Genomic DNA, 23,408 nt, shown 5'->3' with positions numbered 1-23,408 from the left:
CACAACCAACACCACGCAGCAAAAACAATATCAGCAACGACGAGACGCAAGATGTTGCGTCTCTACAACCGCCAACGTCGTCAGGCTCCTCCTCTCCCCCTGGAGAGAGGGCCGGGGGGTGAGGCACCACGCACATGGGCAATAGCACTGGTTTCAAGGAATTTCAGCGGGAGTTGCCCGCCAAGGCCGCCCCGCAGGAGCGCGTGGCGCACAACCGTGAGTTTGTGGGCCAGTACGCCGACGCGCAGCTCCGGCAGCAGTCGGGACGGTGCATGGAGTGCGGCATTCCGTTCTGCCACGCGGGCTGCCCATTGGGCAACATCATCCCCGAGTTCAACGATGCCGTGTACCGCCAGGACTGGGAGCAGGCCTACCAGATTCTGAGCGCCACCAATAACTTCCCCGAATTTACCGGCCGCATCTGCCCCGCTCCCTGCGAGTCGGCCTGCGTATTGGGCATCCACGCCGCGCCGGTGGCCATTGAGGAAATCGAGCGGCACATCATCGAAACGGCCTTTGCCCGGGGCTACGTGCGGCCCACCGCGCCGGTGCTCAAAACCGGCAAATCGGTGGCCGTGGTGGGCTCAGGGCCGGCGGGACTGGCGGCGGCGGCCCAGCTGGTGCGGGCCGGCCACGCCGTGACGGTATTTGAGCGCGACGACCGGCCTGGCGGCCTGCTGCGCTACGGCATCCCCGATTTCAAGCTGGATAAGTGGGTGATTGACCGCCGCATCCGGGTGCTGGAAGAAGACGGCGTGCAATTCCGCTGCAACACCGAAGTGGGCCGCGACCTGCCGGCCCGGGAACTGGCGGCGCAATTTGATGCCGTAGTGCTGGCCGGTGGGGCGCTGGTACCCAAAGAACTGCCCCTGCCCGGCCGCGAGCTGCCCGGCATCCACTTCGCCATGGAATACCTCACCCAGCACAACCGCCGCGTGAGCGGGCTGCCGCTGTCGGAAACCGAAATTCAGGCCACCGGCCTCGATGTGGTAGTCATCGGCAGCGGCGACACGGGCTCCGACTGCGTGGGCACGGCCAACCGCCAGCAGGCCCGCTCCGTCACGCAGTTTGCCCTCATGCACCAGCCCGCCCCCGAGCGGCCCCGCTTCGAGCCCTGGCCCCACTACCCCACGGCCGTGTTCCGCACCAGTTCTTCTCATGAGGAAGGCTGCCAGCGCTACTGGGGCATCAACACCAAAGCCTTCCTCAGCGACGACCAAGGCCGCCTGCGGGCCCTGCTGGTCACCGACGTAACCTGGGAAACCGACGTGCTAGGCCGCCGCTTGGCCTTCACCGAAATTGAAGGTTCAGAGCGCGAAATCCCTTGCCAACTGGCCCTGCTGGCCCTGGGCTTCGCCTCCCCGCGCTACGAAGGGCTGCTAGAGCAGCTCGGCGTGGCCCTCGACGACCGGGGCAACGTGCGCACCGCTTCCGACACCGACTTCCTGACCTCCCAACCCAGCGTATTCGTGGCCGGCGACATGCGCCGGGGCCAGTCGTTGGTGGTGTGGGCCATTTCCGAAGGCCGCGAAACCGCCCGCCAGGTAGACCTGTTCCTGATGGGTAAAACCGCCCTGCCCAGCAAGGACGCGGTGGGCATGTTTGGATAATTAGCGCACGTACTCAGCACTTTGCATCGTAATTTATTAACCTCAGCCGCAACCTAATTGCGTTTTTCTGCGGATAGGAGTCTGACAGCCAAATTGGCTGCCTATCACGCCCACCTAAATCAGCAATAGGTATGGATCCGAATCAATCAGCCTCCACTTCTGCATCTTCGCAACAAAACAGCCCTTCCACACCCGGAGCCGAGGCCCAGGATATTCAGCAGCCCGTAAACCAATACCAGGAGCCGGCAGCAACAGCCCCAGATACTCCCTCAACTGCTGATACGTCGCAACCCACGGGTGAGCAGCCAAAGTCCACGAATGGCAAAAACTGGCTTGAGTATGCTGGTTTGCAGAAAGTGGTAGACCAGCTGCCTCAAGGAGTGCGCGACCTTGTTCCGAACTCGGTGGAGCAATTCAACAAGCTCAGTACTACCCAAAAGATTGCGGGAGCGGTAGCCCTGGCTGGGTTGGGCTACCTGGCCCTGCGCTCCGGCAAATCGTCCGACACCCCCTCGGGTAAATACGCCAGCAAGCGGCAAGGCAGCTATACCGGGGCTTCCGGTTCCTATGGCTCCGCCACCGAAACTTCTCCCTATGGCCAAAGCTACGGCGCCAGCTCCCTAGCCAACGACAGCCGTACGGGCCAGGGGCCGGGCTGGGGAAATAACCACGACGCTACCCAAAGCCATGAGGCCCGCAGCGGCTCCTACAATGCGCCCTCCGCCCGCGGCACCGATGCTGATTTTGGCAGCGGTGTGTAGCCGAATGTATTGAGCCCTGTACCGCTTCGTATACCGAAAAGCGCCCCAGACATCAGTCCGGGGCGCTTTTCGGTATACGAAGCGGCAAGGCTAAAATGGCGGAGGGCCATCATCGAAGTTGCTGCGGGGGAAGGCCTGCGCGGGTGGCGGACCATCGTTGTTGATGCGGGAGCCCAATCGGATAGTATTCGGGGCGAAACCGGACTGGTCGTCGTCGAAGGTACTGGTGGGGAAGGCGCCGGGATTGAAGCCCGCGTCGCCGAAGCCCCCTCCGGCCCCGTCGAGGTCAGCAAACTTGGTGAACTTGCCAATGAACTTCAGCTGCACAGTTTCCAGGGAGCCGTTCCGGTGCTTGGCAATAATTACCTCGCCGGTACCCTGGGTCGGGTTACCCATTTCATCTTCCGTGATTTTATAATACTCCGGACGGTAGAGGAATATTACCATGTCGGCGTCCTGCTCAATAGAGCCGGATTCCCGCAGGTCACTAAGCTGTGGCTTCTTGTCGCCACCCCGGGTTTCCACTGAGCGGGAAAGCTGGGACAGCGCCAGCACGGGCACGTTTAGCTCCTTGGCAATACCCTTTAGGGCCCGGGAAATGGAGGCAATTTCCTGTTCCCGGTTGCCCCCGCCGCCCTTGCCATCGGTGTTACCCGTCATCAACTGCAGGTAGTCGATGATGATCATCTGGATGTCGTGGTGGGCCTTGAGGCGGCGACATTTGGTGCGCAGCTCCCGGATGCTGAGGCCGGGCGTATCGTCGATGTAAATGGGGGCCGACGACAAGCCGGAAATCTTATGGTTGAGTTGGGCCCACTCGTAATCGGCCAGGTTGCCCTTCTTGATTTTCTCCGAATCCAGTTCTGCTTCGGCCGAAATCAGACGATTCACGAGCTGCAGCGAAGACATTTCTAAAGAGAAGATGGCCACCGGCTTCTTAAACTCCACCGCCGCGTTGCGCATCGCCGACACCACGAAGGCGGTTTTGCCCATCCCGGGTCGTGCCGCAATAATCACGAGGTCAGAGGGTTGCCAGCCGGAGGTTACGCGGTCCAGGGCCGAAAAGCCGCTGGGCACGCCGGTGAGGCCGTCCTTTTGGTCCTTCTTTTCTTCCAGCTCCTTGATAGCCTTACCCATCAGGCTGCGCATATCGTCGAAGTTCTTGCGGATGTTGGATTCCGACACTTCAAACAACGACTGCTCCGTGGTATCGAGCAGGTTGAATACGTCGGTGGTATCCTCAAAAGCGTCGCGCTGAATGTCGGAGGCGATGCGAATCAACTCCCGCTTGATGGCGTTTTCGGTGATGATGCGGGCGTGGTACTCAATGTTGGCCGCCGAGTTCACCTTGAAGGTAAGGTTGGCCACATAATGTGCGCCGCCCGCCGCTTCCAGCTCACCCATTTCCCGTAGCTCGTGCGTAACCGTCAGAATGTCAATTGGCTCCGACTTGTCAAACAGGTTCAGGATGGCTTTGAAGATGCGAATGTGGCCTTCCTTGTAAAAGCTTTGGGGCTTAAGGATGTCGATTACCGTGGTCAGGGCATCTTTTTCCAGCATGAGGGCCCCCAGCACGGCGGCTTCCAGCTCCAGAGCCTGCGGCGGTAACTTGCCCGCGGCGCCCCCCATAGGCAACTGCGCCGGGCGGCTGTTCCAAGCAGCTTTGGCACGAGTTCCAGCTTGTTTTAGGCGGTCATCCATCCGGTCATTCATCACTTAGGTAGGCACTACAAGGTAAGCAGGTTGAGCCGGTTTCGGCTGGAATTTCTTCCGGCGCCCTCCGCTTTTTGCTCAAAGGGGTACAAAGCTAACGGCTGGGTTCTACAATCCGGGAGTGGCAGAAAAGGTTTCTTTTTTGTAGAGACAGAACGGGGCACACCGGGCGTATGAAGGGCCGGCACGAGGCTGCCGACTCCCCAACAAAACACGCCTTACCTTTGTCGTCCTATTTCCTTTCTGCTACCCCAATGGCCGCTACTCCTTCTTCGCTCCAACGCCTGCACCTGATTGCAACCGGGGGCAGCATCATGCACAACCTAGCCCTGGCCCTGCACCAGCGCGGCGCCCAGGTAACCGGCTCCGACGACGAAATATTTGAGCCTGCCAAAAGCCGCTTGGCTAAAGCGGGCCTACTGCCGGCCCAGGAAGGCTGGTTTCCGGAAAAGGTTACGGCTGACCTCGACGCGGTGATTGTGGGTATGCACGCCCGCCCCGACAACCCCGAACTGCTGCGGGCCCAGGAGCTGGGCCTGCGGGTGTATTCCTTTCCAGAGTTCATTTACGAGGCCTCCCGTGATAAGCAGCGCATCGTTATTGGGGGCTCCCACGGCAAAACCAGCATTACCTCCCTTATTCTGCACGTGCTGCGCTACCACGGCCGCAAGTTCGATTACGCGGTGGGCGCGCAGCTGGAAGGCTTCGAGTTGATGGTGCAGCTGACTGACGACGCCCCCATCATCATTATTGAGGGCGACGAGTACCTCTCCTCCCCTATCGACCGGCGGCCCAAGTTCCATTTATACCAGCACCACATCGGGGTAATTTCCGGTATCAGCTGGGACCACATCAACGTGTTCCCGACCGAGGAGGTGTACCGGGAGCAGTTCCGCATTTTTGCGGAGATGACGCCCAAAGCCGGCGTGCTCATCTACGACCAGAACGACGAGCAGGTGCAGCTGGTAACGGTTCCCAGCTCACCTGACGTGAAGTATATTGGCTACGGCCCCCACGAGCACGTCATCCGGAACGGTAAAACCTTTCTGCTCAACAAGAAGGAGGAAGAAGTGCCCGTGCAGGTGTTCGGCGAGCATAACCTGCGCAATATTTCGGCGGCCAAGGAGGTGTGCAAGCAGTTGGGCATCAAGGGCAAGGAGTTTTACGAGGCGCTGGGTACGTTTAAGGGTGCCGCGCGGCGGCTGGAGTTGGTGAAAGAAGGGGCAGACTCGGTGGTGTATAAGGATTTCGCCCACGCGCCCAGCAAGCTGAAAGCCACGGCTACGGCTTTCAAAAAGCAGTACCCGCAGCGCAAGCTGGTAGCCTGCCTGGAGCTGCACACGTTCAGCTCCCTTAACCCGGCCTTCCTGCCCCAGTACGCCCATACCTTCGATGCGCCTGATGTAGCCGTGGTGTACTTCAACCCGCAGGTGCTGGCCCACAAGCGCCTGCCTGCGTTGCCCCCGGAGGCCGTGCAACAGGCCTTCCAGCGTCCCGACCTACGCGTATTTACCGACAGCCGGGAGCTGTCGGCTTTCCTGCACGCTCAAAACTGGCAGAACGCTAACCTGCTGATGATGACCTCGGGAACATTCGACGGATTAGACCTAGCTCAACTGGCCGCTGAAGTAACCCACTAACTCCAGGTCAGCAACGGTTTGGGCGCCTGAGCCGCCGAAGCCGTTGCTGGCGGGCTTTGCTATGAAACATACTGTTTTGCTTTTACACGGCGCGCTGGGTGCTGAAGCGCAGCTAAAATTCCTCAAGCGGGAATTACCGCCGTTCTATGATGTGCTGTCGTTTTCCTTTGGCGGCCACGGGGGGCGCCCGTTGGGGGCGTCAGGCTTTTCCATGAAGGAATTTGCGGGAGAAATCCAGCAGTTTATTCTCGACCACAGCCTGCCGCCGGTGCACGTATTCGGGTACAGCATGGGCGGATATGCGGCGCTTACGGCAGCAGTAGCCCAGCCGGAGCTATTTGCCAGCATTACCACCCTGGGCACTAAGTTTGACTGGAGCCCGGGCACGGCCGCGTTGGAAACCCGCTTGCTGGACGCCGAGAAGATGCGGGAGAAGGTGCCACAGTTTGCCGCGCAGCTAGAGCACCTGCACGCTCCTACCCCGCTGCCGGAATTGCTGACTGCCACTGCTACCCTGCTCCGCAGCCTCGGCGACGCTCCCCTGTTGCACGCGCGCAACTTATCCGAGCTGGAAGTACCCGTGCAGGTGCTAGTGGGCGAGCTGGACAAAACCGCCGGCGTAGATGCCTCCCGTTCCTTCGCCGACCATCTGCCCCGGGGCACTTTCGAAATTATCATGAATACTCCGCACCCCCTGGAAAAAGTGAACCCTGACCTCCTGGTAAACCGCATCGCACGGTTCGTGGAGCTGGTACAGGAAGGCTTGGCGTAGCCGGCCTACAGCCCAAAGCCAAACAGGCCCCGCCACTGTGGCGGGGCCTGTTTGGCTTTGGGCCAGCACAGCTTTATTCGGCTGTACTAATGTGGGCAATGGTGCCGCCGAATTGGCGGAACCCTTCCCGCACCGGTCCCCAATCGGGGTCTGCTCCTTGTGCGGAGGCCACTACCGCCTCATCGGAAGTGAGTTGATCCACGACGAAGCCCTGCTCGGTGAGCAGGGTACGCGCGGCAATGAGCTGGGCTTCTTCCAGAGCGGGAGACAAGTGTAGGTGGTAGCGTACCAGTTGGGTGCTGTTGGCGGTGGGGTCGTTGTACATGGTGCTACAGGTAAAAGTGTTAGCCTATAGCATACGGCAAACAGCCCCAACGCGCCGAACTAACTTTCCTACTTCTCTTCTTCCTCTGACTTGCTAGCGGTAGGTTTCGGCCGTTTCCGGTCGGTTGTTACCAGCAAAGCCAGGGCCGTGAGCGAAAGGCGCAGTACCCATTTACGACTGAGCATGGCTATTTGCGCACAAAGAAAGTGTTGTTGGACTCCACGCGCAGGTCGCAGCGGCTACCACCGGTATTTTCCTCGCAGGTAGTACCCACAATTTCGTTTTTCTCGAAGTTGAAAAAGCAGAAGGTGCAGCCTACCCCGGTAATAATGTAGCGGGCCGAGTTGGAGGGCAGGTACAGGCTGTTATCAGAGGAAGTTTGTAGGGGCAGGGCCATGGCCCGGTACATGCCGTTGCGTAGGCCCATTCCTACAATGTAGTACACGGCCTTATCCTTGGGCGTTTCCTGCACCTTGCGAATGACGGTCTTATCAATGGCTGTGCCATCACCAAACTCCCGCGTGAAGGCGGCTGAAAGCTGCTCCCGGGGTACAATGTACCGGATTTTACCCTCAGCTACTTCGGCCACCTGCTTGCTGACTACCTCCCGCTTGCGACGCATTTCGTCGGTATCGGTAGTAGGTGTGCTCACTTCGGGGAAGCCTCTTTTGGTAGTTTCACAGGCACTCATACCCCCCAGCACCAGCAAGGCAAGTGGTAGCGGGGAAAGAGCAAAACGCAGGATACGATTCATTTGAATAGGTTCAGCCAGCCTGGCTTAGCGAGGCTTATAATAGGTACGGGCTTCCGGCAACTCCTTCTGTATCCCCGCAATGCGGGTTCCGTTGGAGGGGTGAGTGGAAAGAAACTCGGGTGGCGAAGCGGAATTCTCGCGGGCATCCATGCGCTGCCAGAACTGCATGGCCGTGTCGGGGTTGTAGCCAGCCATGGCCATGAAAATCAAGCCCAGGTGGTCGGCTTCCGACTCCTGGCTGCGGCCGTATTTCAGCAAACCCAGCGAGGAGCCCACGCCCACGGCCTGCAGAAACACGTTTTGGGTAACCGTGGGGGTTTGCCCTACCGCTGCCGAAGCAACGCTACCCAAGCCTTGAGCCGCCATCTGCTGGCTCATGCGCTCGGAGCTATGGCGGGCTACGGCGTGGGCAATTTCGTGGCCCATTACTACAGCCAGGCCGGTTTCGTCTTCCGTAATGGGTAAGATGCCGGTGTACACAGCCACCTTGCCGCCGGGCATACACCAGGCGTTTTCCTGCTTATCATCAAGCAGGTTGAACTCCCACTGGTAGCCCTCCAGCTGCGCCTGCTGGCCGCGCTGGCTGAAATACTGCTCCACGGCCTGCTGAATGCGCAGACCCACGCGCTTAACCATGGCTGCCTGCTCACCACTGTTCACTACCCGGCTGCTGGACAGCACCTTCTGGTACTCGGTGGCGGCCATTGCGTTCATTTCCGTATCGGAAACCAGGCTGAGCTGCCGACGACCAGTGATGGGAACCGTGGCGCAGCCAGCGGCCACAAACAGGCAGCTGGCAAGGGCTATTTTCTTGAGCATGAGAGTAGGCAGTTGAGAGAAAGAAAAGCAGTAGGGCAGCCGGACAGCTGGTGAGTTCGGGGCTATCCGGGTTACTATACGTGCGGCGGTGGGCAAAATGTTTGCGCAGCAGCTTGCGGCCGCAAAAAGGAACTCCGTGAAGGTTTCCGGCCCACGAATTAAACGCTATTTTTGACCGGCTGCCCGCCTTTAGTGCCGGCCGTGCGCTTTTTTGGCCCTCTCCGGGCCGCCATTACGCCTTCAACTCCCTGAGCATGAAAATCCTCTGCATCGGCCGTAATTACGCCGACCATATTGCCGAACTTCAGAACGAAACTCCTACCGCGCCCGTCATTTTCGCCAAGCCCGACACGGCCCTGCTGCAGCGCAACCAGCCTTTCTTCCTCCCCGATTTTTCCCAGGATATTCACTACGAGGTGGAGCTGGTGCTGCGCATCTGCAAGAATGGTAAGAACATCGAAGAGAAGTTTGCCCCCACGTATTTCGATGCCATTGGCCTGGGCATCGACTTTACGGCCCGCGACCTGCAAAGCCAACTCAAGAGCAAGGGCCTGCCCTGGGAGCTGGCCAAAGGCTTCGACGGCTCGGCCCCAATTTCCCAGGAGTTCAAACCAGTAGCCGATTTTCCGGACCTGAAAAACATTGACTTTCGGCTGGAAGTGAACGGGGAGGTACGCCAGCAGGGCAACTCCAGCCTCATGCTGCACGACTTCTCGAAAATCATCAGCTACATCTCCCAGTTCATCACCCTGAAAATGGGCGACCTAATTTTTACCGGTACGCCCAGCGGCGTGGGACCCGTGCAGCTCAACGACCAGCTGGTGGGCTTTATCGGGGAAGACAAGATGTTTGATTTGAGCGTGAAGTAAGTCCCGGCCCCTTTCTTGCTTGCTCCGCTATTTGCCGGAGCTTTTTCCCGCCCGGGGTACGCTAATACCTGGCCCGGGCGTTGCTGCGGCATTCCTTTCTTTTTCTCCGCTGCTGAATTCCTTTCCTTAGCATGCCTGATTTCTTGTTTACCCGGCAGCGCCACCTGCTAGGGGTGGCGCTGCCGCTAGTGCTGCTGGGGCTGCAGCCCGCCGCCTGCGGAGGCCAGGAGCCCGACTCGGCCCAACAGCCCCAGCCCAATTCGGCTCCGGCCTCACCGGCCCGCCCAACCGTGCCCCAGGGTTACTTTCTGTTCCCGATTAAGCCCGGCCAGCAGAACTTCCTGGCCGGCAGCATGGGCGAGCTGCGGCCCAACCACTTCCACGGCGGCCTCGATATCAAAACCGATGGGCGCGTGGATTTGCCCGTACACGCCTCCGCCGACGGCTACATTTCCCGCATGAAGCAGAGCAGCTACGGCTACGGCAACGTGCTTTACATCACCCACCCCAACGGCCTCACCACCGTATACGGCCACCTCAACAGCTTTAAGGGGCCCGTGGCGGAGGAGTTGCGCCGCCGCCAGTACGAGAAGCAGACCTACGACCTGGAGCTGTTTTTTAAGCCCGACCAGTTTCCGGTAAAGCGCGGCGAGGTAGTCGCACTTTCGGGCAATACCGGCGGCTCAGCGGGCCCCCACCTGCACTGGGAGGTACGCACCGCCCAGGACGCGCAGCTAAACCCGTTGCAGTGGGGCGGCTTCCCCGAAATTCAGGATCACGTAGCGCCTACGCTGCTGGCGTTTGGCGTGGAGGCCCTGAGCATTGACGCCCGGGTGCAGGGCAAGTTCGGCAAGGCTATCTTCATCCCGAAAGCCCCAGCCCTGCCCAACGGCGGCGGGTACGTGTGGGCCGATACCATTGCGGCCAACGGCAGCGTGGGTCTGCTGATGCAGGGCTTCGATAGGTTCGACCAGGTGTGGAACAAGAATGGAATTCAGAAAGTGGAGGTGCTGGTGAACGACAAGCCGCACTATCAGCACGTAATTGATGACATTCCATTTCCGGAAGGCTCCCGGCAAATCAACCGCCACCTGGATTATGAGTGGCGCGCCATCCAGGGCCGGCAGCTGGAGAAGCTGTTCGTGGATGATGGCAACGACCTGAGCATGTACACCACCGGGCCCGGCAAGGGCAAGCTGCGCGTGGAGCCGGGCCAAGTGTACAGTGTAGAAGTGCGCCTGAGCGACTCCTACGGCAACCTCACACCCCTACGCTTTGTGCTGCGCGGCGTAGCCGACACCTACCACAAAACCCGCTCGGCAGCCGTTAAAACTCAGGCCCTGCGCTACGATATAAGTCGCAACCTGCTGGTGGCCACCGCCGCCGACCCTGATACGGCAGCCGTGGGCGGCAACCTCACACTGTTCAAAGGCACTCGCCGCCTCACGCTCCGGCCCAGCTACACCGAGCAGAGCCAGAACGTGTACCTCTACGACCTGCGCGCCGGCCGCCCCGACTCCTTGCAGTTCGGGCGCATTACCAAACGGTTTGACCGCCAAGCCCTCATTCCCTCAGGCAAGGAATACGGGTTCAGCACGGCCAACCTAGCGCTGGGTTTCGGCCCGAAGACGCTGTTTGACACCCTGTACATACAAACCAGCTACAAGCAGGGCCTCTGGACGGTGCACCTGCCTCGCACCCCTCTCTACGAAACCCTGGCCCTCACGCTCAAGCCCGCAACCCCAGCCCTCGACCCGCGCCGCACGGCCATTTACAGCGTAACGGCCAAGGGCGGCCGGGCCTACGTGGGCGGCAAGTGGAGCCCCGACGGGAGCAGCATCACGGCGCCCATCAAAACCTTCGGCCAGTTCAAGCTCCTCACCGATACCATCCCGCCCTCGGCCCGCCTCATCAGCCGCGGCCCCGGCGGCGTGGTGTTCAAGGTCGGCGACGACCTTTCGGGCCTGGCCAGCTACAAGTTGGAAGTAAACGGACAGTTCCGCCTGCTGCGCTTTGAGCACAAGAACGCCACTATTTACTCGGAGCGCAACGACACACTAGGCCCACCCCTGCGCGGCCCCGCCACCCTGCGCCTGACGGACCAGGCCGGGAATGAGAAGGTGATTAATCTGGTGCTGTAGAGCAGGTTTTTGAGGGGTGTGTAAATACTTATTTTCGTGACTAATATGACCAATTCGCGGAATAATCCCCCCTTTTGCATATTGATTCACTATGAATAGCACCGACTATGACGGTTTACTACAACGGCCTTTTCTAGCGGAGCATTGGCATAAAGGCATTGTGGCAACGCTCTTATGCTGGCCCCTCTGCTGTCTAGGAATTCTGTATGTTTTTCCCGAGGCGGTTTCGGGTGCTATGGTAGTTGCTACTTTGCTTAGCATTGCGGTGTTGTCGTCAGTTTTGACGCAATACGAAGGATTTACCCTGGATTTGTCGGCCCGGCGCTACCGGCGGTATACATGGGTCGCCGGCTTGCGTTTCGGGCCTTGGCAACCGTTGCCACGCATTGTTCAGGTCAAAGTTCGGTACGTGGCAAAGAGGCACTCACTACCCTTAGATCAAGAGCCTGTGGGGGTTGGCTTAGTTGCTACAGAACGAGTGTGGCAGGTATTGTTGCGGGTGGAAAAGTCGTCGGTGGGCATTGTCGCTGCAATACGAAACAGGAAAACGCCTTGCGGATTGCTACCACATTGGCCACGTTGCTGCACACGGAAGTGCTCGTGCAGTCGTAGCGGAGCGCGCTCGAGGAGCAGGTCTCAACAAGGGGAAGGCCTGCTTATTCATTCTTTTCCTGAACCGTTACCGCGGTGAACTGGCTGCCCCCGTTACCTGCGCGTTACCATCCAGATTGGGTTTAGAAAACGTGTGGAGACACAAGTTTCGTGAACTCCTGCGAAGACGTGCTTATGCTGAGTTTCGATGCGTTTCAGCCAGATAAGGTATTACACTGGTAGTAGAGTAGTTCCACTTTAACTGGCCATAATCTTTTTATTCTGCGGGAGTGTAGCCGGCGTGTCGGGTAGCACTTGGTTCGTAACATGCAGTAGGGTAAGCCACTGGGTAATCTGGTTGATCCACCTCGCTTCCACAACAGAAGCGTATGTAATACCCCATCCAAATAGCCCGACTGTGGGGAGAAAACCCTCCAAAAATTGGTAACCCGTACCCAGCTGTAACGGCGCTTACATTGTCATTCCGAGCACCGCGAGTAATCTGGGTTTTCCATCTATTGGAGTAACTCACATTCCTCGCGGTACTCGGAATGACAGTTTAAATGAATGGCTGAACCGACATGGTTTGCGTATACAGCGGCTACTTCCAACCTCAACACTATGCCTAAAAATCTGCTCAAACGCCGCCAGCCTGTGTTGCTTGGTGCCGCTGCCGCCGTACTGGCCACCGGTATGGCGGCTTATGCCTACACGCGCCGCAAAACTCACCCCGAGCTACCAACCATACCGCACGTTGACTTACACCGCTACGCCGGCTTGTGGTACGAGGTAGCCCGCCTGCCCACCCGTTTTGAGAAAGGCTGTCAGCACGTAACGGCCGAATACAAGCTGCGTCCCGATGGTAAGGTGAGCGTCCGCAACACCTGCCACAAGGAAAGCCTCAATGGCCCCGCCGAAGCTGCCACCGCCGTAGCCCGGGCCGTGGACGCTACCAACGCGAAACTCAAGGTGCAGTTTTTCTGGCCTTTTGAGGGGGACTACTGGATTCTTGACCTGGATCAGTCTGACTACCAATACGCGCTGGTGGGCGAACCAGGTAGGGAAAAGCTGTGGCTGCTGAGCCGCAAGCCCCATATGGAGCGCAACCTGCGTGATAAGCTGGTAGCCAAGGGCCGGGAACTGGGTTTTCCAGTGGATGACTTGATCTTTACGCCCCAACCCGTGGCCGGCAAGCCATAAGTAGTGCAGAAGTGAACTGTCTGTCATCCTGAGCGGAGCGAAGGACCCTATTCCGTATGCAGCCCCCCTACGCCAATAGTTCGTGCGTGACAAGATCCTTCGCTCCGCTCAGGATGACAGATAAATCGAGTTTTACCCCTGCCGACACCGAAAAACCCTCCTATCTTCGCGCCATGGCAGTACCTCAAGCAGGCGAGCAGGCCCCGGCCTTCGAAGCCAAAGACCAGAACGGCACCCTCCACCGCCTCCAGGACTACGCGGGCCGCAAAGTGGCCCTCTACTTCTACCCCAAGGACGACACCAGCGGCTGCACGGCTCAGGCCTGCAACCTCCGTGACAACTACGCGCAGCTCCAGGCCGCTGGCGTGCAGGTGCTGGGCGTGAGCATCGACTCGGAGAAGTCGCACCAGAAGTTTGCCACCAAGCACGAACTGCCCTTTCCCCTGCTGGTAGATGAGGACAAAAAAATCGTGCAGGACTACGGGGTGTGGCAGGAAAAATCGATGTACGGCCGCAAGTACATGGGCACCATGCGCTACACCTTCCTCATCAATGAACAGGGCCTGATCGAGAAAGTCATTACCAAAGTCGATACCAAAAACCACGCGGCTCAGCTGTTGTAGTTTTCTTCTGAAAGCCTCGCCCCTCCGGCGGGGCTTTTTTGTACCCCACCCCCAACCCCTCCCCATAAGGGAGGAACTCTAGTTCTAGCAGCTTTTCTAACCGCTAGTTTTTAGAGCCAGAGCCCCTCCCTTATGGGGAGGGGTTGGGGTGGGGTAATTACCTTTGCCTCACCTAATCCATTCTCAACCCGAACCCATGTCGCAGGACACGTCATTCGCCGCCTCATCCGAAACCCACGCGCCCGCAGCTACCAAATCGGTAGCCGAGCTGAAACAGATTGCCGCTCAGGTGCGGCGCGACATCGTGCGCATGGTGCACGCCGTGAATTCGGGTCACCCCGGCGGCTCCCTCGGCTGCACCGATTTGCTGGTTGCCCTGTACTTCAAGGTGATGAAGCACACGCCCGAGTCCTTCGATATGGACGGCATCGGCCAGGATTTGTTCTTTCTCTCCAACGGTCATATTTCCCCGGTATTCTACTCGGTGCTGGCCCGCTCGGGCTACTTCCCGGTAAGCGAGCTGGCCACGTTCCGCAAGCTGAACTCCCGCCTCCAGGGCCACCCCGCCACCCATGAGCACCTGCCCGGCATCCGGGTGGCCTCGGGCTCCCTGGGCCAGGGCCTGAGCGTGGCCACCGGTGCCGCCCAGGCCAAAAAGCTCAACAACGATGACCGCACGGTGTACGTGCTGATGGGCGACGGTGAGCTGCAGGAAGGCCAGGTGTGGGAAGCAGCCCTGTATGCCCCCCACCATAAAGTCAACAACCTCATTGCCTTCGTGGACCGCAACGGCCAGCAGATTGACGGCCCCACCGAGAAAATCGGCGGCCTCGGCGACCTGTGCGCCAAGTTTGAAGCCTTCAACTGGCAGGTGCTGGAAACCGACGGCAACGATATTGAGAAGCTGCTGGCCTCCATTGAGGAAGCGCAGGGCCTGCTCCGCAACGGCCGCCCCGTGATGGTGCTGATGGATACCCAAATGGGCTTCGGCGTGGACTTTATGATGGGCTCGCACAAGTGGCACGGCGTGGCCCCCAACGACGAGCAGCTGGAAATTGCCCTCCAGCAGCTGGCCGTAGAAAAAGCCGGCGACTACTAAATCACAGATTCTCGCTGATTACAGATTGATTTCGCTGATCGGTTGAAAGCCGTTTACGTCCAGTCTGAAACGGCAACGTCAGTAAACTCAATAAAAGCCCGCTTGGCTCCCCCTCTCCCCGAGGAGAGGGGGCCGGGGGGTGAGGTTCACCTCATGCGTCATCTGATTCTGGTTATGTGCTTGCTTGCGGGGCTGCTGGCCTCCAGGGTAAGTCGTGCCCAGAACGCAGCACCGGCCCAGCCCAAAACCACGCGCATTCTGTTCGTGCTGGATGCATCCGGCTCGATGCGGGCGCCCTGGGAAGGCGAGCAGCGCTGGGACGTGGCCAAGCGGCTGCTGTCGAAAATGGTGGACTCGCTCAACGCCTACCCCAACTTGGAGCTGGCGCTGCGGGCCTACGGGCACCAGCACGAAAACAAGGAGAATAACTGCGAGGATTCGCGGCTGGAAGTGGCCTTCGCGCCCAAAAACGCGGCGGCCATCAAAGCCCGGCTCAAAACGATTGAGCCCAAGGGAAATACGCCCATCACCTACTCGCTGCTGCAGTCGGCCGGAGATTTTCCGATGGACAAAACGGCCCGTAACGTGCTCATACTGATTACCGACGGGCTGGAATCCTGTAAGGGCGACCCGTGCGCTACGGCCGTAGCCCTGCAACGGAAGCGGGTGTTTCTGAAACCGTTTGTGATTGGCATCGGGGCCGAGCGGGAGTTTGGTAAGCAGCTGGAATGCCTGGGCCAGTACTACAACGCGGCTGATGTGAAGACCTTTCGCACCATCCTCAACGATGTAGTGGCCCAGACGCTAGCCAAAACCACCGTCAGCGTAAACCTCACCGACGAGCAGGGCCGCCCCGTGGAATCGAATGTGAACCTGACGTTCGTGAACAACGTGACGGACCTGCCGGAATACAACTATGTGCACTTCCGCGACGCCCAAGGCAAACCCGACGTGCTCGACATCGACGCGCTGCAGAGCTACGACCTGGTGATTAACACAGTGCCTCCGGTGCGGCAGACCAACCTGCCCATCCGGCCGGGCCGGGCCAACGTACTCACGTACAAAACGCCTCAAGGTACCCTTTGGCTGCAGAACCCCGCTTCCTCGCCCAACCCCTACGGCACGGTGCAGGCGGTGGTGCGGGCCCAGGGCAACCCGGCTACGGTGGTGGCCCTGCCCTTCGGGGCGCGGCAGAAGCTGCTGGCCGGCAACTATGAGGTGGAGCTGCTGACGTTGCCCCGGCAGTTGCGGCGCATCACGGTGAAGCAGGGCCAGGAAACCATTATTACCTACGAGGCTCCTGGCATCCTCAACATCGTGTCGGATTTGAAGGGCTACGGCAGCATCTACCATCTCGGCCAGGACGAGCAGCAGACGTGGGTGCACAACCTACCCGAAACCAGCAGCAAAGTAAACCTGCCGATGCAGCCCGGGGCCTACCGCCTCGTGTTCCGCACCAAAACAGCCACCGGCAGCCAGTTCACCGACGTGCGCACCTTCACCATCCGGCCGGGTCAAACCTCGTCGGTGAGCATTTTTGGCCGATGAAAAGAAAACACCTGCCTCTCCTGCTGTTGCTGACTGGCTCAGTCCCCAAGACCTATCCTGATATTACGGTAAGGGTAACTTTTGCCCCTTCCCCTTGGGGTTCAACTGGTGACGTGTGGGCGGTAACTACTACTGGACAACGGTATAAAGGCAATACCCGCACCCGACCAGGCTACGTCTTTCCCATCTCAGCAGCCCCTGCAGATTTATTTTTGGAATCAGGCCTTGGCCGCGACACACTATACATTGGTTCAGTAGCCGCAACGGATACGATTGTCCAACTACACTTCCCACTTACGCTTCAGAAGAATGCATTTGGCCACTATGTCTGCCCAAAGTGCCGCAAAGCGGATAAGACGGTGGAAATAGTAAACACTATCTCTCCGCAAGTTCGCATGATTGTGGCGAATGGTGACACAACTTACTCGCCCATTATTGGGCGCAAGTTGTATGATGGCTGCATCAATCAGGGCGGCCGGGGTTACTGTAAACGAGACAGAGTCAAATTTTAGTGATGCCGCACCTGTCAACGTCGTCTGTGACCAAAACTGCAGCCGCCCAACTCCGCACCGGCGGCTACGCCATCCTGCCCAATATTTTTTCCCCGGAGGAAACGGATGGGCTGTTGCGCACTATTGAATCGGTAGAGGCTGGCTCGGCTAATTTCCGGCGCAGTCAGGATGTGTTTGCCATTCGGAATCTGCTGGGCGAAGTGCCGCAACTGTGGCCCCAGTTGCTCACGCCCCAGCTGCGGGCGGTACTGGCGGAGCTGTTTCCGGGGCAGACGCCGCACTTGGTGAAGGCTATTTACTTCGACAAACCGGCTGGCTCCAACTGGCTGGTGGCCTGGCACCAGGATGTGATGGTGGCCGTGGATACGCGCCTCGACCTGCCCGGCTACGGCCCCTGGACCACCAAAGCGGGAGAAACCACGGTGCTGCCGCCCCGCGAAATCCTGGAAAGCATCATCACTCTACGACTGCACCTCGACGACTGTGACGCCACGAATGGGGCCCTGCGCGTGGTGCCCGGCTCCCACCGCCACGGGGTTATTCCCAATGACCAGCACCCGGTTTTTACTCCCCATGCCGTTACCTACGCCGTACCGGCCGGTGGCTTGATGCTCATGCAGCCGCTTACCCTGCACGCCTCCAACCGCAGCACCAGCAACCAGCCCCGTCGCGTGATTCACCTGGAGTTCAGCGCGGCGGAGCTGCCGGCGGGCTTGCATTGGCGGGAGCGACGGGAGGTAATTTGTCATCCTGAATGCAGCGTAGCGGAATGAAGGACCTTCCGTTTATACACTCAAAGCCCTAAGTCAATGCGCTAACTATCCATGGCAACCCACTGCTACTACGTGTATATCGTTACTAACCCGGCCAAATCAACGGTGTACACGGGCGTGACCAATGACGTGCGGCGCAGAATTGAGGAACACTTTGAAAACCGGGGTAACCCCAACACATTCGCCGGGCGCTACTTTTGTTACAACCTCGTCTACTATGAATTCTTCGAGCACGTGGACGATGCCATTGCCCGCGAGAAGGAAATCAAAGGCTGGACGCGGGCTAAGAAGAACACGCTGATTGCCACCCGTAATTCGCAATGGTTAACACTCAACTATGCGGAACTTTGAGCTTTGCCTCAGCCTGTGAGTAGAATGGAGGAAGGTCCTTCGCTCTGCTCAGGATGACAGAGATATTTTACCCAACGCAACCCATTTCCCTACCATACTTCATGAAAGACTTTCCCTACACCGAATCGAAGGATACCCGCAGCGGCTTTGGCGCTGGCTTGCAGGAGTTGGGCCGCACCAACCCCAACGTAGTAGCCCTCTGCGCCGACCTCATCGGCTCGCTCAAGATGGACGCCTTCATCAAGGACAACCCCGAGCGGTTTTTTCAGGTGGGCATTGCCGAGGCCAACATGATGGGCCTGGCCGCCGGCCTCACCATTGGCGGCAAGATTCCCTTCACGGGCACCTTCGCCAACTTCAGCACCGGCCGCGTGTACGACCAGATACGCCAGAGCATTGCCTACTCGGGCAAAAACGTGAAGATCTGCGCCTCCCACGCCGGCCTCACCCTGGGCGAAGATGGGGCTACCCACCAGATTCTGGAGGACATCGGCATGATGAAGATGCTGCCCCACATGACGGTTATCAACCCCTGCGACTACAACCAGACCAAAGCCGCCACCATTGCCATTGCCGATTACGAGGGGCCCGTGTACCTGCGCTTCGGCCGGCCCGTGGTGCCCAACTTCACCCCCGCCGACCAGCCGTTTGAAGTAGGCAAGGGTATCGTGCTGAACGAGGGTGCCGACGTGAGTATCTTCGCCACCGGCCACTTGGTATGGAAGGCCATCCTGGCTGGCAAGCTGCTGGCGGAGAAAGGCATCAACGCCGAAATCATCAATATCCACACCATCAAGCCCCTGGATGCCCAGCTGATTCTGGAATCGGCCCGCAAAACGCGCTGCGTAGTAACGGCCGAGGAGCACCAGATGCACGGCGGCCTCGGCGACTCCATTGCCCAGCTGCTGGCCCGCGAGGAGCCCCTGCCTCTGGAAATGGTTGCCGTCAACGACTCCTTCGGCGAGTCCGGCACCCCCGATCAGCTGATGGAGAAATACGGCCTCAACGAGCACGCCATTGTGGCCGCCGTGGAGAAAGTAATGGCTCGTCGGAAATAATTTGAATTTGGTTATGTATAAAAAAGCCGCAAATAACATTTGCGGCTTTTTTATATTTTATATTTAAATAAAATTCATCATCTTTTATTCAAAGCGATATGATTTACTCTATTCATCATATTATCTTGACTTACATCTTTGTAAGTTATAGTTATTCCATACCTATTCCACACACTGTAAAAATTAATTACTCCGTTACCATCATTCCTATCAGGAGGTCCTAACTTTTTCTCCACATCCTTTCTTGTATCACTAAATGTGAGACCTAGGGGAAGTTTAGATTGAAATTGCCTATGATTGTCAACAGATTCGGAGTATAAAAATACACATTTGACTGCATCAGAATTATCAAATAGAAAATCTAATCCCTTATATTTAAATATATAATAATAAACATCATCAAATCTAGCTATTTCTGGCTGCTCATTAATTTCATTAACAAATTTTTGAAAAATTTGAGATGTGATTTGTTGATCTATCAAATCCTGTACATCAATTCGATCTTGAGAATATACTTTGACAGTACTCATCAAAAATATCAGACACACAAAAAACAGTATACTTTTTATTTTCTTCATCAACGCTTTATTATTTTGCAAACAGTCTCATCTTTTGCGCTTTATATAAGACAGGTCTTGATGTACAAGGTATGCTAAAAAAATTCATCGTTCAAGCCCCCGCCTGCTCCTCCGTGCGGTGGATTTCCTGGATGTACTGCACTTTGAGCTGGTCGTAGAAGGAATGGCGGGTGACGAGGTTGGAGACCAGGTTGGCCAGCAGTGCCGTGAGCATCAGGTAGAAGATGATGTTGTGGCTGTTGGTCATTTCAATCACCAGGATGGACGAGGTGAACGGGCTCCGGGTGATGCCCGTCAAGAAGCCCGTCATACCACAGAGCACCAGCAGGTTGGTGGCCGTGTCGGGCAGATACATCCACTCGGCCAGCAACGCTCCGATGCTGGCGCCGGCACTGAGCGCCGGGGCAAACACGCCCCCGGCCGCCCCCGACGTGAAGGAAATAATGGGCCCGATGATGCGCAGCAGCGGCAAATACCAAGCCACATGCTTATCGGGCGTAAACAGGGTGCGCACCATGATTTCCTTGCCCGAGCCAAATACCTGTTCCCCAAAAGCCACGCCCATGCCAGCAATCAGCAGGCCGCAGGCTACCGGGTACAAAGCTCGTTGTACGGGGCCGGTGAGCCGGGCCTTCTGGCGCATTACCCATAGAATCACCTCGGCCGACCCGCTGGAAGCAAACCCGGTGAGCACCGCCACCAGCATCACCACGAAGATTATCCAGATGGGCAGGTGGTCGAGCGGCGGATAGCCCAGGTACAGGTAAGGCCCCAGTAGATTGAGCGCCGTGAGACCGGCAATGATAACGCCCGTAAGCAGGGCCGATTTGAAGTAGTTAAAGTGGGTTTTGGTGAGCTCCTCAATGGCAAACACGATACCGCCCAGCGGCGTGTTGAAGGCCGAAGCCAACCCGGCCGCTGCTCCCGTCACCACCATGTTGCGCCGCGACACCTTGGGATACCACGCGGGCAGCCAGTCGTTGATTTTCTTGAAGATGGAAGCCGCAATCTGGATGGTCGGCCCCTCCCGCCCGATAACGGCCCCGCCCACCACCATCACCAGGCTCGACAGGATTTTGACGAGAATGATGCGCAAACTCAGCAGCCGACTTACCTTGTAGCGGTGGCGGGGGTTGGTCAGATCAATAGCGGCGCTGACCTGCGGAATACCGCTACCCCGCGAGTAGGGCGCATACCGCTGCACCAACCACCAGCCCACCAGAAAGCACAGCGGCGTAACGGCCAGAAATGCCCACGGCGAGTAGTGGTAAATGGCGCGGGTCCCCGCTTCGGCCCAGCCAAACAGCTTGGCGTAGAGCACCGCCACCAGCCCCGTGACCACCGCGCCTACCCAAAACGGCAACGCGTTCAGCAGGTCGCGCTTGATGTGGTGGCTGGCAATGGCATCGTACCAGGCTTTGAGTTGGAGGCGGAGCGAATCGGGTAGCAGCATGCAGGCGGGAACGGGGTAAACACTCGGGTGAACGGCGGGCCCAGTAAGGACCCGCGCGTCAAAGGTAGGCCCTCCCCGTGAGGATAGGATGAGCAGGGGCGCCCGCCTGTTTTCAATGGCCGGGCTACCTTTGCCCCGAAACGGCCCTTTCGCTGTTCGGGTAGTTATGCGCGTATTCTTCCTCTTTTTGTTGCTGTTGCTGCTTGGTGGTGCGGCCCGCCCGGCCCGGGCGCAGAAGGCCGACACCACCATCATCCGCTACGGTGGGCAGCTGTCGGGGCAGTACACGTCGGGGGGCGTCAACCGGACGCTGTTTGCTACCTCTCACTCCGTTACGCTGCTGCGGGGGCTGCACTTCGGGGCACCCGTGACGGGCAGCTTCACGTTTGGCAAGCAGGAGCGGCGGCTGCGGGAGCGGGAGTGGCTGCTCAACGCCACACCTTATTACTGGAAGGGCCACTTCCGCTTTTATGGTATCGGGGGCTACGAGCGGAGCAACCTGCGCGGTATTGACAGCCGCTACCAGCTGGGCGCGGGGCCGGGCTGGGCGTTTTACCAGGATTCGCTGGGGCGGGAGGTGGCCGTGAGCAATTTGCTTATCCGGGAGGCTACGTATTTCCAAGACGGCAGCTCCCGCACCGTGTCGCGCAACTCTACCCGCCTGAAAGTGGCCTACTCCTACCGCGTGTTCACGCTCAGCGCCACCACCTTCTACCAGCCCAACCTCCGGGATTTTTCGGATTACCGCGTCAGCCAGCTCTCCACCCTGGCCCTGCGCTTCATCCCGCGCTTCGCCATTACCGGCACCTACGCCTACACCTTCGAAAACCGCATCCCCGAAGGCAAGCCCCGCGACAATACCAACGTCACCATCGGGGTAACTTACAGCACGAAGTAGCCAGGACCGCAGGAACACCATACGTCATGCAGAGGCCGGAGGCCGAAGCATCTCGCGTGCTGATGTTGGAATTAGTCACTCAACGTCAGCACGCGAGATGCTTCGGCCTCCGGCCTCTGCATGACGTTCTTACATAAGGCTCGCCTACTGTTTGCCACCGCACTCGGCGCAGAAGCGTTGCTCGGGCTTCACGGCCGCGCCACAGTCGCCGCAGAACTTGCCCCGGGGCTGGGCGGCGGCACTGGGCTTACCGCATTCGGGGCAGAATTTTTCGCCGGCGTTTAGTTTGGCCTGGCAGCTGCCGCATTGCGTGATGGTGGCGGTGCCCAGAAAGTCGAGGTTCTGGGTGTAGTCCTGGGCGCGGGTTTTGGTCTGGATTTGCTCGCGGGCGGCCTGGCGCTGCTGGGCGGCCAGCTCCTCGTGCTCGTCGGGGGCGCAGTCTTCGCAGAGGCCGGCCGTGTGGTTCCAGCACACATCGGGGCACACCCAGTGGCCGCAGCGGGTACACTGCTTGAAGTAGGTTTTGCCTTCCTGCACGGCCGTCTCCAGGGCGTCATCGTGGGCCTTGCCGCCAATGGCGCGCTGCACGTGGTAGGCGGCCGTACCGGCATCGTAAAAGTGCCCGCCGAACAGGCTGCCGGCCGCCCGCATCAGCTCCCCGGCAATACCGATTTTGTTGGGCAGAAAGCGCGACATGTGGCCGTTGCGGCATTTGTCGCAGTAGAATTTGAACTGGAAGCCTTTGTCGGTGCTGAGGTCGTCATGGTTGGCGACGAACTGAATCATGCTGTTCATAGCTGGTGGTCGTGGAGGTAGTGGAACGCGAGTAAAAGTAGGGTTTTACGCTATATAGGCTCTATCCATTATTTACTGCCGGCCAGTTCCGGGCGCTGACTTAGCCACGCATAGGCCCATAGCATAAGCGCCACTAAGCATAACACTACCAATATGGCCCGCCAACTGGTGCCGCCAGCCCGGCGCAGACGCTCAAGTAGTACTTCCCGCGGAAGGTCAAGCGCGATTAGTTTTCTCATCTTCCGCTCGGCGTGCCAGAGGTACAGGCTGTTGCCAAAAATACCCAACAAGGATGCATTTATCAGACTTGCCAGTAGTGTAGCCCCGGTTCCTCGCTGAAACCCGATAATCTGCTTTTCCACTTCCGCTTCCAATGTCAGCAGAACGATTATGAGTAGTAGCACTAGGAAGTGTTAACAGTCACGCAGCCAGAGTACGGTTGCGGCAAGATGAACAAAGGCCAGAAAATGGGCATCCAACTTGTCATAGCGCGTGGCCACGCGGCGAAACTGCTTGAGGCGGCTA

The 23,408-nt window shown here is 58.5% G+C and carries 21 protein-coding genes and 1 pseudogene; 14 read left to right on the top strand and 8 right to left on the bottom strand.

Annotated elements, in window-relative coordinates; genetic code table 11:
* Window positions 1-134 precede the first annotated feature (134 nt).
* Complete coding sequence (locus tag ROI90_RS19750) at window positions 135-1,610, top strand: glutamate synthase subunit beta (RefSeq protein ID WP_316000008.1); 1,476 nt, start codon at window positions 135-137, stop codon at window positions 1,608-1,610.
* A gap of 131 nt (window positions 1,611-1,741) precedes the next feature.
* Window positions 1,742-2,371 carry a hypothetical protein gene (locus ROI90_RS19745; protein ID WP_316000007.1) on the top strand — a complete coding sequence of 210 codons (630 nt, stop codon included), beginning with the start codon at window positions 1,742-1,744 and terminating at the stop codon, window positions 2,369-2,371.
* 90 nt (window positions 2,372-2,461) lie between these two features.
* Here ROI90_RS19745 and dnaB read toward each other — a convergent pair whose 3' ends face one another.
* Window positions 2,462-4,000 carry a replicative DNA helicase gene (dnaB, locus tag ROI90_RS19740; protein WP_316000058.1) on the bottom strand — a complete coding sequence of 513 codons (1,539 nt, stop codon included), beginning with the start codon at window positions 3,998-4,000 and terminating at the stop codon, window positions 2,462-2,464.
* A gap of 338 nt (window positions 4,001-4,338) precedes the next feature.
* Here dnaB and ROI90_RS19735 point away from each other — a divergent pair, with 338 nt between their 5' ends.
* Together ROI90_RS19735 and ROI90_RS19730 are read left to right on the top strand one after the other, a co-directional pair.
* Window positions 4,339-5,724, top strand: coding sequence for a UDP-N-acetylmuramate--L-alanine ligase (locus ROI90_RS19735; RefSeq protein ID WP_316000006.1), 1,386 nt, complete (start codon window positions 4,339-4,341; stop codon window positions 5,722-5,724).
* 61 nt (window positions 5,725-5,785) lie between these two features.
* Window positions 5,786-6,496 carry an alpha/beta fold hydrolase gene (locus ROI90_RS19730; protein WP_316000005.1) on the top strand — a complete coding sequence of 237 codons (711 nt, stop codon included), beginning with the start codon at window positions 5,786-5,788 and terminating at the stop codon, window positions 6,494-6,496.
* Window positions 6,497-6,569: 73 nt separating this feature from the next.
* On the opposite strand, the gene ROI90_RS19725 is transcribed toward ROI90_RS19730, so the two are convergent.
* The 3 genes from ROI90_RS19725 to ROI90_RS19715 all read right to left on the bottom strand — a co-directional run bounded on the left by ROI90_RS19725 (window position 6,570) and on the right by ROI90_RS19715 (window position 8,394).
* Complete coding sequence (locus ROI90_RS19725) at window positions 6,570-6,821, bottom strand: hypothetical protein (protein ID WP_316000004.1); 252 nt, start codon at window positions 6,819-6,821, stop codon at window positions 6,570-6,572.
* A gap of 187 nt (window positions 6,822-7,008) precedes the next feature.
* The gene (locus tag ROI90_RS19720; RefSeq protein ID WP_316000003.1) at window positions 7,009-7,575 is read right to left on the bottom strand and encodes a hypothetical protein; all 567 of its coding nucleotides are present in this window, start codon (window positions 7,573-7,575) and stop codon (window positions 7,009-7,011) included.
* Window positions 7,576-7,599: 24 nt separating this feature from the next.
* A complete protein-coding gene (locus tag ROI90_RS19715) occupies window positions 7,600-8,394 on the bottom strand; it encodes a M48 family metallopeptidase (protein WP_316000002.1) in 795 nt (264 codons plus the stop codon).
* A gap of 254 nt (window positions 8,395-8,648) precedes the next feature.
* Between ROI90_RS19715 and ROI90_RS19710 the strand changes: the two genes are divergently transcribed.
* From ROI90_RS19710 to ROI90_RS19670, 9 genes are all read left to right on the top strand, one after another.
* Window positions 8,649-9,263 carry a fumarylacetoacetate hydrolase family protein gene (locus ROI90_RS19710; protein WP_316000001.1) on the top strand — a complete coding sequence of 205 codons (615 nt, stop codon included), beginning with the start codon at window positions 8,649-8,651 and terminating at the stop codon, window positions 9,261-9,263.
* A gap of 131 nt (window positions 9,264-9,394) precedes the next feature.
* Window positions 9,395-11,404, top strand: a complete 2,010-nt coding sequence (locus tag ROI90_RS19705) for a M23 family metallopeptidase (RefSeq protein ID WP_316000000.1) — start codon at window positions 9,395-9,397, stop codon at window positions 11,402-11,404.
* A 1,212-nt stretch (window positions 11,405-12,616) separates the two neighbouring features.
* On the top strand, window positions 12,617-13,195 hold the full coding sequence (locus tag ROI90_RS19700) for a lipocalin family protein (protein WP_315999999.1): 579 nt from the start codon (window positions 12,617-12,619) through the stop codon (window positions 13,193-13,195).
* A 173-nt stretch (window positions 13,196-13,368) separates the two neighbouring features.
* Window positions 13,369-13,818, top strand: a complete 450-nt coding sequence (gene bcp / locus ROI90_RS19695; protein WP_125422461.1) for a thioredoxin-dependent thiol peroxidase — start codon at window positions 13,369-13,371, stop codon at window positions 13,816-13,818.
* A gap of 196 nt (window positions 13,819-14,014) precedes the next feature.
* Window positions 14,015-14,917, top strand: coding sequence for a transketolase (locus ROI90_RS19690; protein WP_315999998.1), 903 nt, complete (start codon window positions 14,015-14,017; stop codon window positions 14,915-14,917).
* Window positions 14,918-15,070: 153 nt separating this feature from the next.
* Window positions 15,071-16,465 carry a vWA domain-containing protein gene (locus ROI90_RS19685; RefSeq protein WP_315999997.1) on the top strand — a complete coding sequence of 465 codons (1,395 nt, stop codon included), beginning with the start codon at window positions 15,071-15,073 and terminating at the stop codon, window positions 16,463-16,465.
* A 538-nt stretch (window positions 16,466-17,003) separates the two neighbouring features.
* Entirely contained in the window at window positions 17,004-17,750 is a 747-nt protein-coding gene (locus ROI90_RS19680; protein ID WP_315999996.1) for a phytanoyl-CoA dioxygenase family protein, read from the top strand.
* A 51-nt stretch (window positions 17,751-17,801) separates the two neighbouring features.
* The gene (locus ROI90_RS19675; protein ID WP_315999995.1) at window positions 17,802-18,101 is read left to right on the top strand and encodes a GIY-YIG nuclease family protein; all 300 of its coding nucleotides are present in this window, start codon (window positions 17,802-17,804) and stop codon (window positions 18,099-18,101) included.
* 101 nt (window positions 18,102-18,202) lie between these two features.
* Window positions 18,203-19,159 carry a transketolase family protein gene (locus tag ROI90_RS19670; RefSeq protein ID WP_315999994.1) on the top strand — a complete coding sequence of 319 codons (957 nt, stop codon included), beginning with the start codon at window positions 18,203-18,205 and terminating at the stop codon, window positions 19,157-19,159.
* 77 nt (window positions 19,160-19,236) lie between these two features.
* Here ROI90_RS19670 and ROI90_RS19665 read toward each other — a convergent pair whose 3' ends face one another.
* Together ROI90_RS19665 and ROI90_RS19660 are read right to left on the bottom strand one after the other, a co-directional pair.
* The gene (locus tag ROI90_RS19665) at window positions 19,237-19,689 is read right to left on the bottom strand and encodes a hypothetical protein (RefSeq protein WP_315999993.1); all 453 of its coding nucleotides are present in this window, start codon (window positions 19,687-19,689) and stop codon (window positions 19,237-19,239) included.
* A gap of 139 nt (window positions 19,690-19,828) precedes the next feature.
* Window positions 19,829-21,190, bottom strand: coding sequence for a chloride channel protein (locus ROI90_RS19660; RefSeq protein ID WP_315999992.1), 1,362 nt, complete (start codon window positions 21,188-21,190; stop codon window positions 19,829-19,831).
* A gap of 166 nt (window positions 21,191-21,356) precedes the next feature.
* On the opposite strand from ROI90_RS19660, the gene ROI90_RS19655 reads away from it, so the two are divergent.
* The gene (locus tag ROI90_RS19655) at window positions 21,357-22,088 is read left to right on the top strand and encodes a DUF481 domain-containing protein (RefSeq protein ID WP_315999991.1); all 732 of its coding nucleotides are present in this window, start codon (window positions 21,357-21,359) and stop codon (window positions 22,086-22,088) included.
* 144 nt (window positions 22,089-22,232) lie between these two features.
* Here ROI90_RS19655 and ROI90_RS19650 read toward each other — a convergent pair whose 3' ends face one another.
* Both ROI90_RS19650 and ROI90_RS19645 read right to left on the bottom strand, forming a co-directional pair.
* The gene (locus ROI90_RS19650) at window positions 22,233-22,883 is read right to left on the bottom strand and encodes a zinc ribbon domain-containing protein (protein ID WP_315999990.1); all 651 of its coding nucleotides are present in this window, start codon (window positions 22,881-22,883) and stop codon (window positions 22,233-22,235) included.
* A gap of 413 nt (window positions 22,884-23,296) precedes the next feature.
* A pseudogene (locus ROI90_RS19645) lies at window positions 23,297-23,408 on the bottom strand (IS5/IS1182 family transposase); the annotation flags it as partial.

The sequence above is a fragment of the Hymenobacter endophyticus genome (assembly GCF_032464715.1).
GTDB classification, from domain to species: domain Bacteria; phylum Bacteroidota; class Bacteroidia; order Cytophagales; family Hymenobacteraceae; genus Hymenobacter; species Hymenobacter endophyticus.
This window is presented reverse-complemented; position numbering and strand designations above follow the sequence as displayed.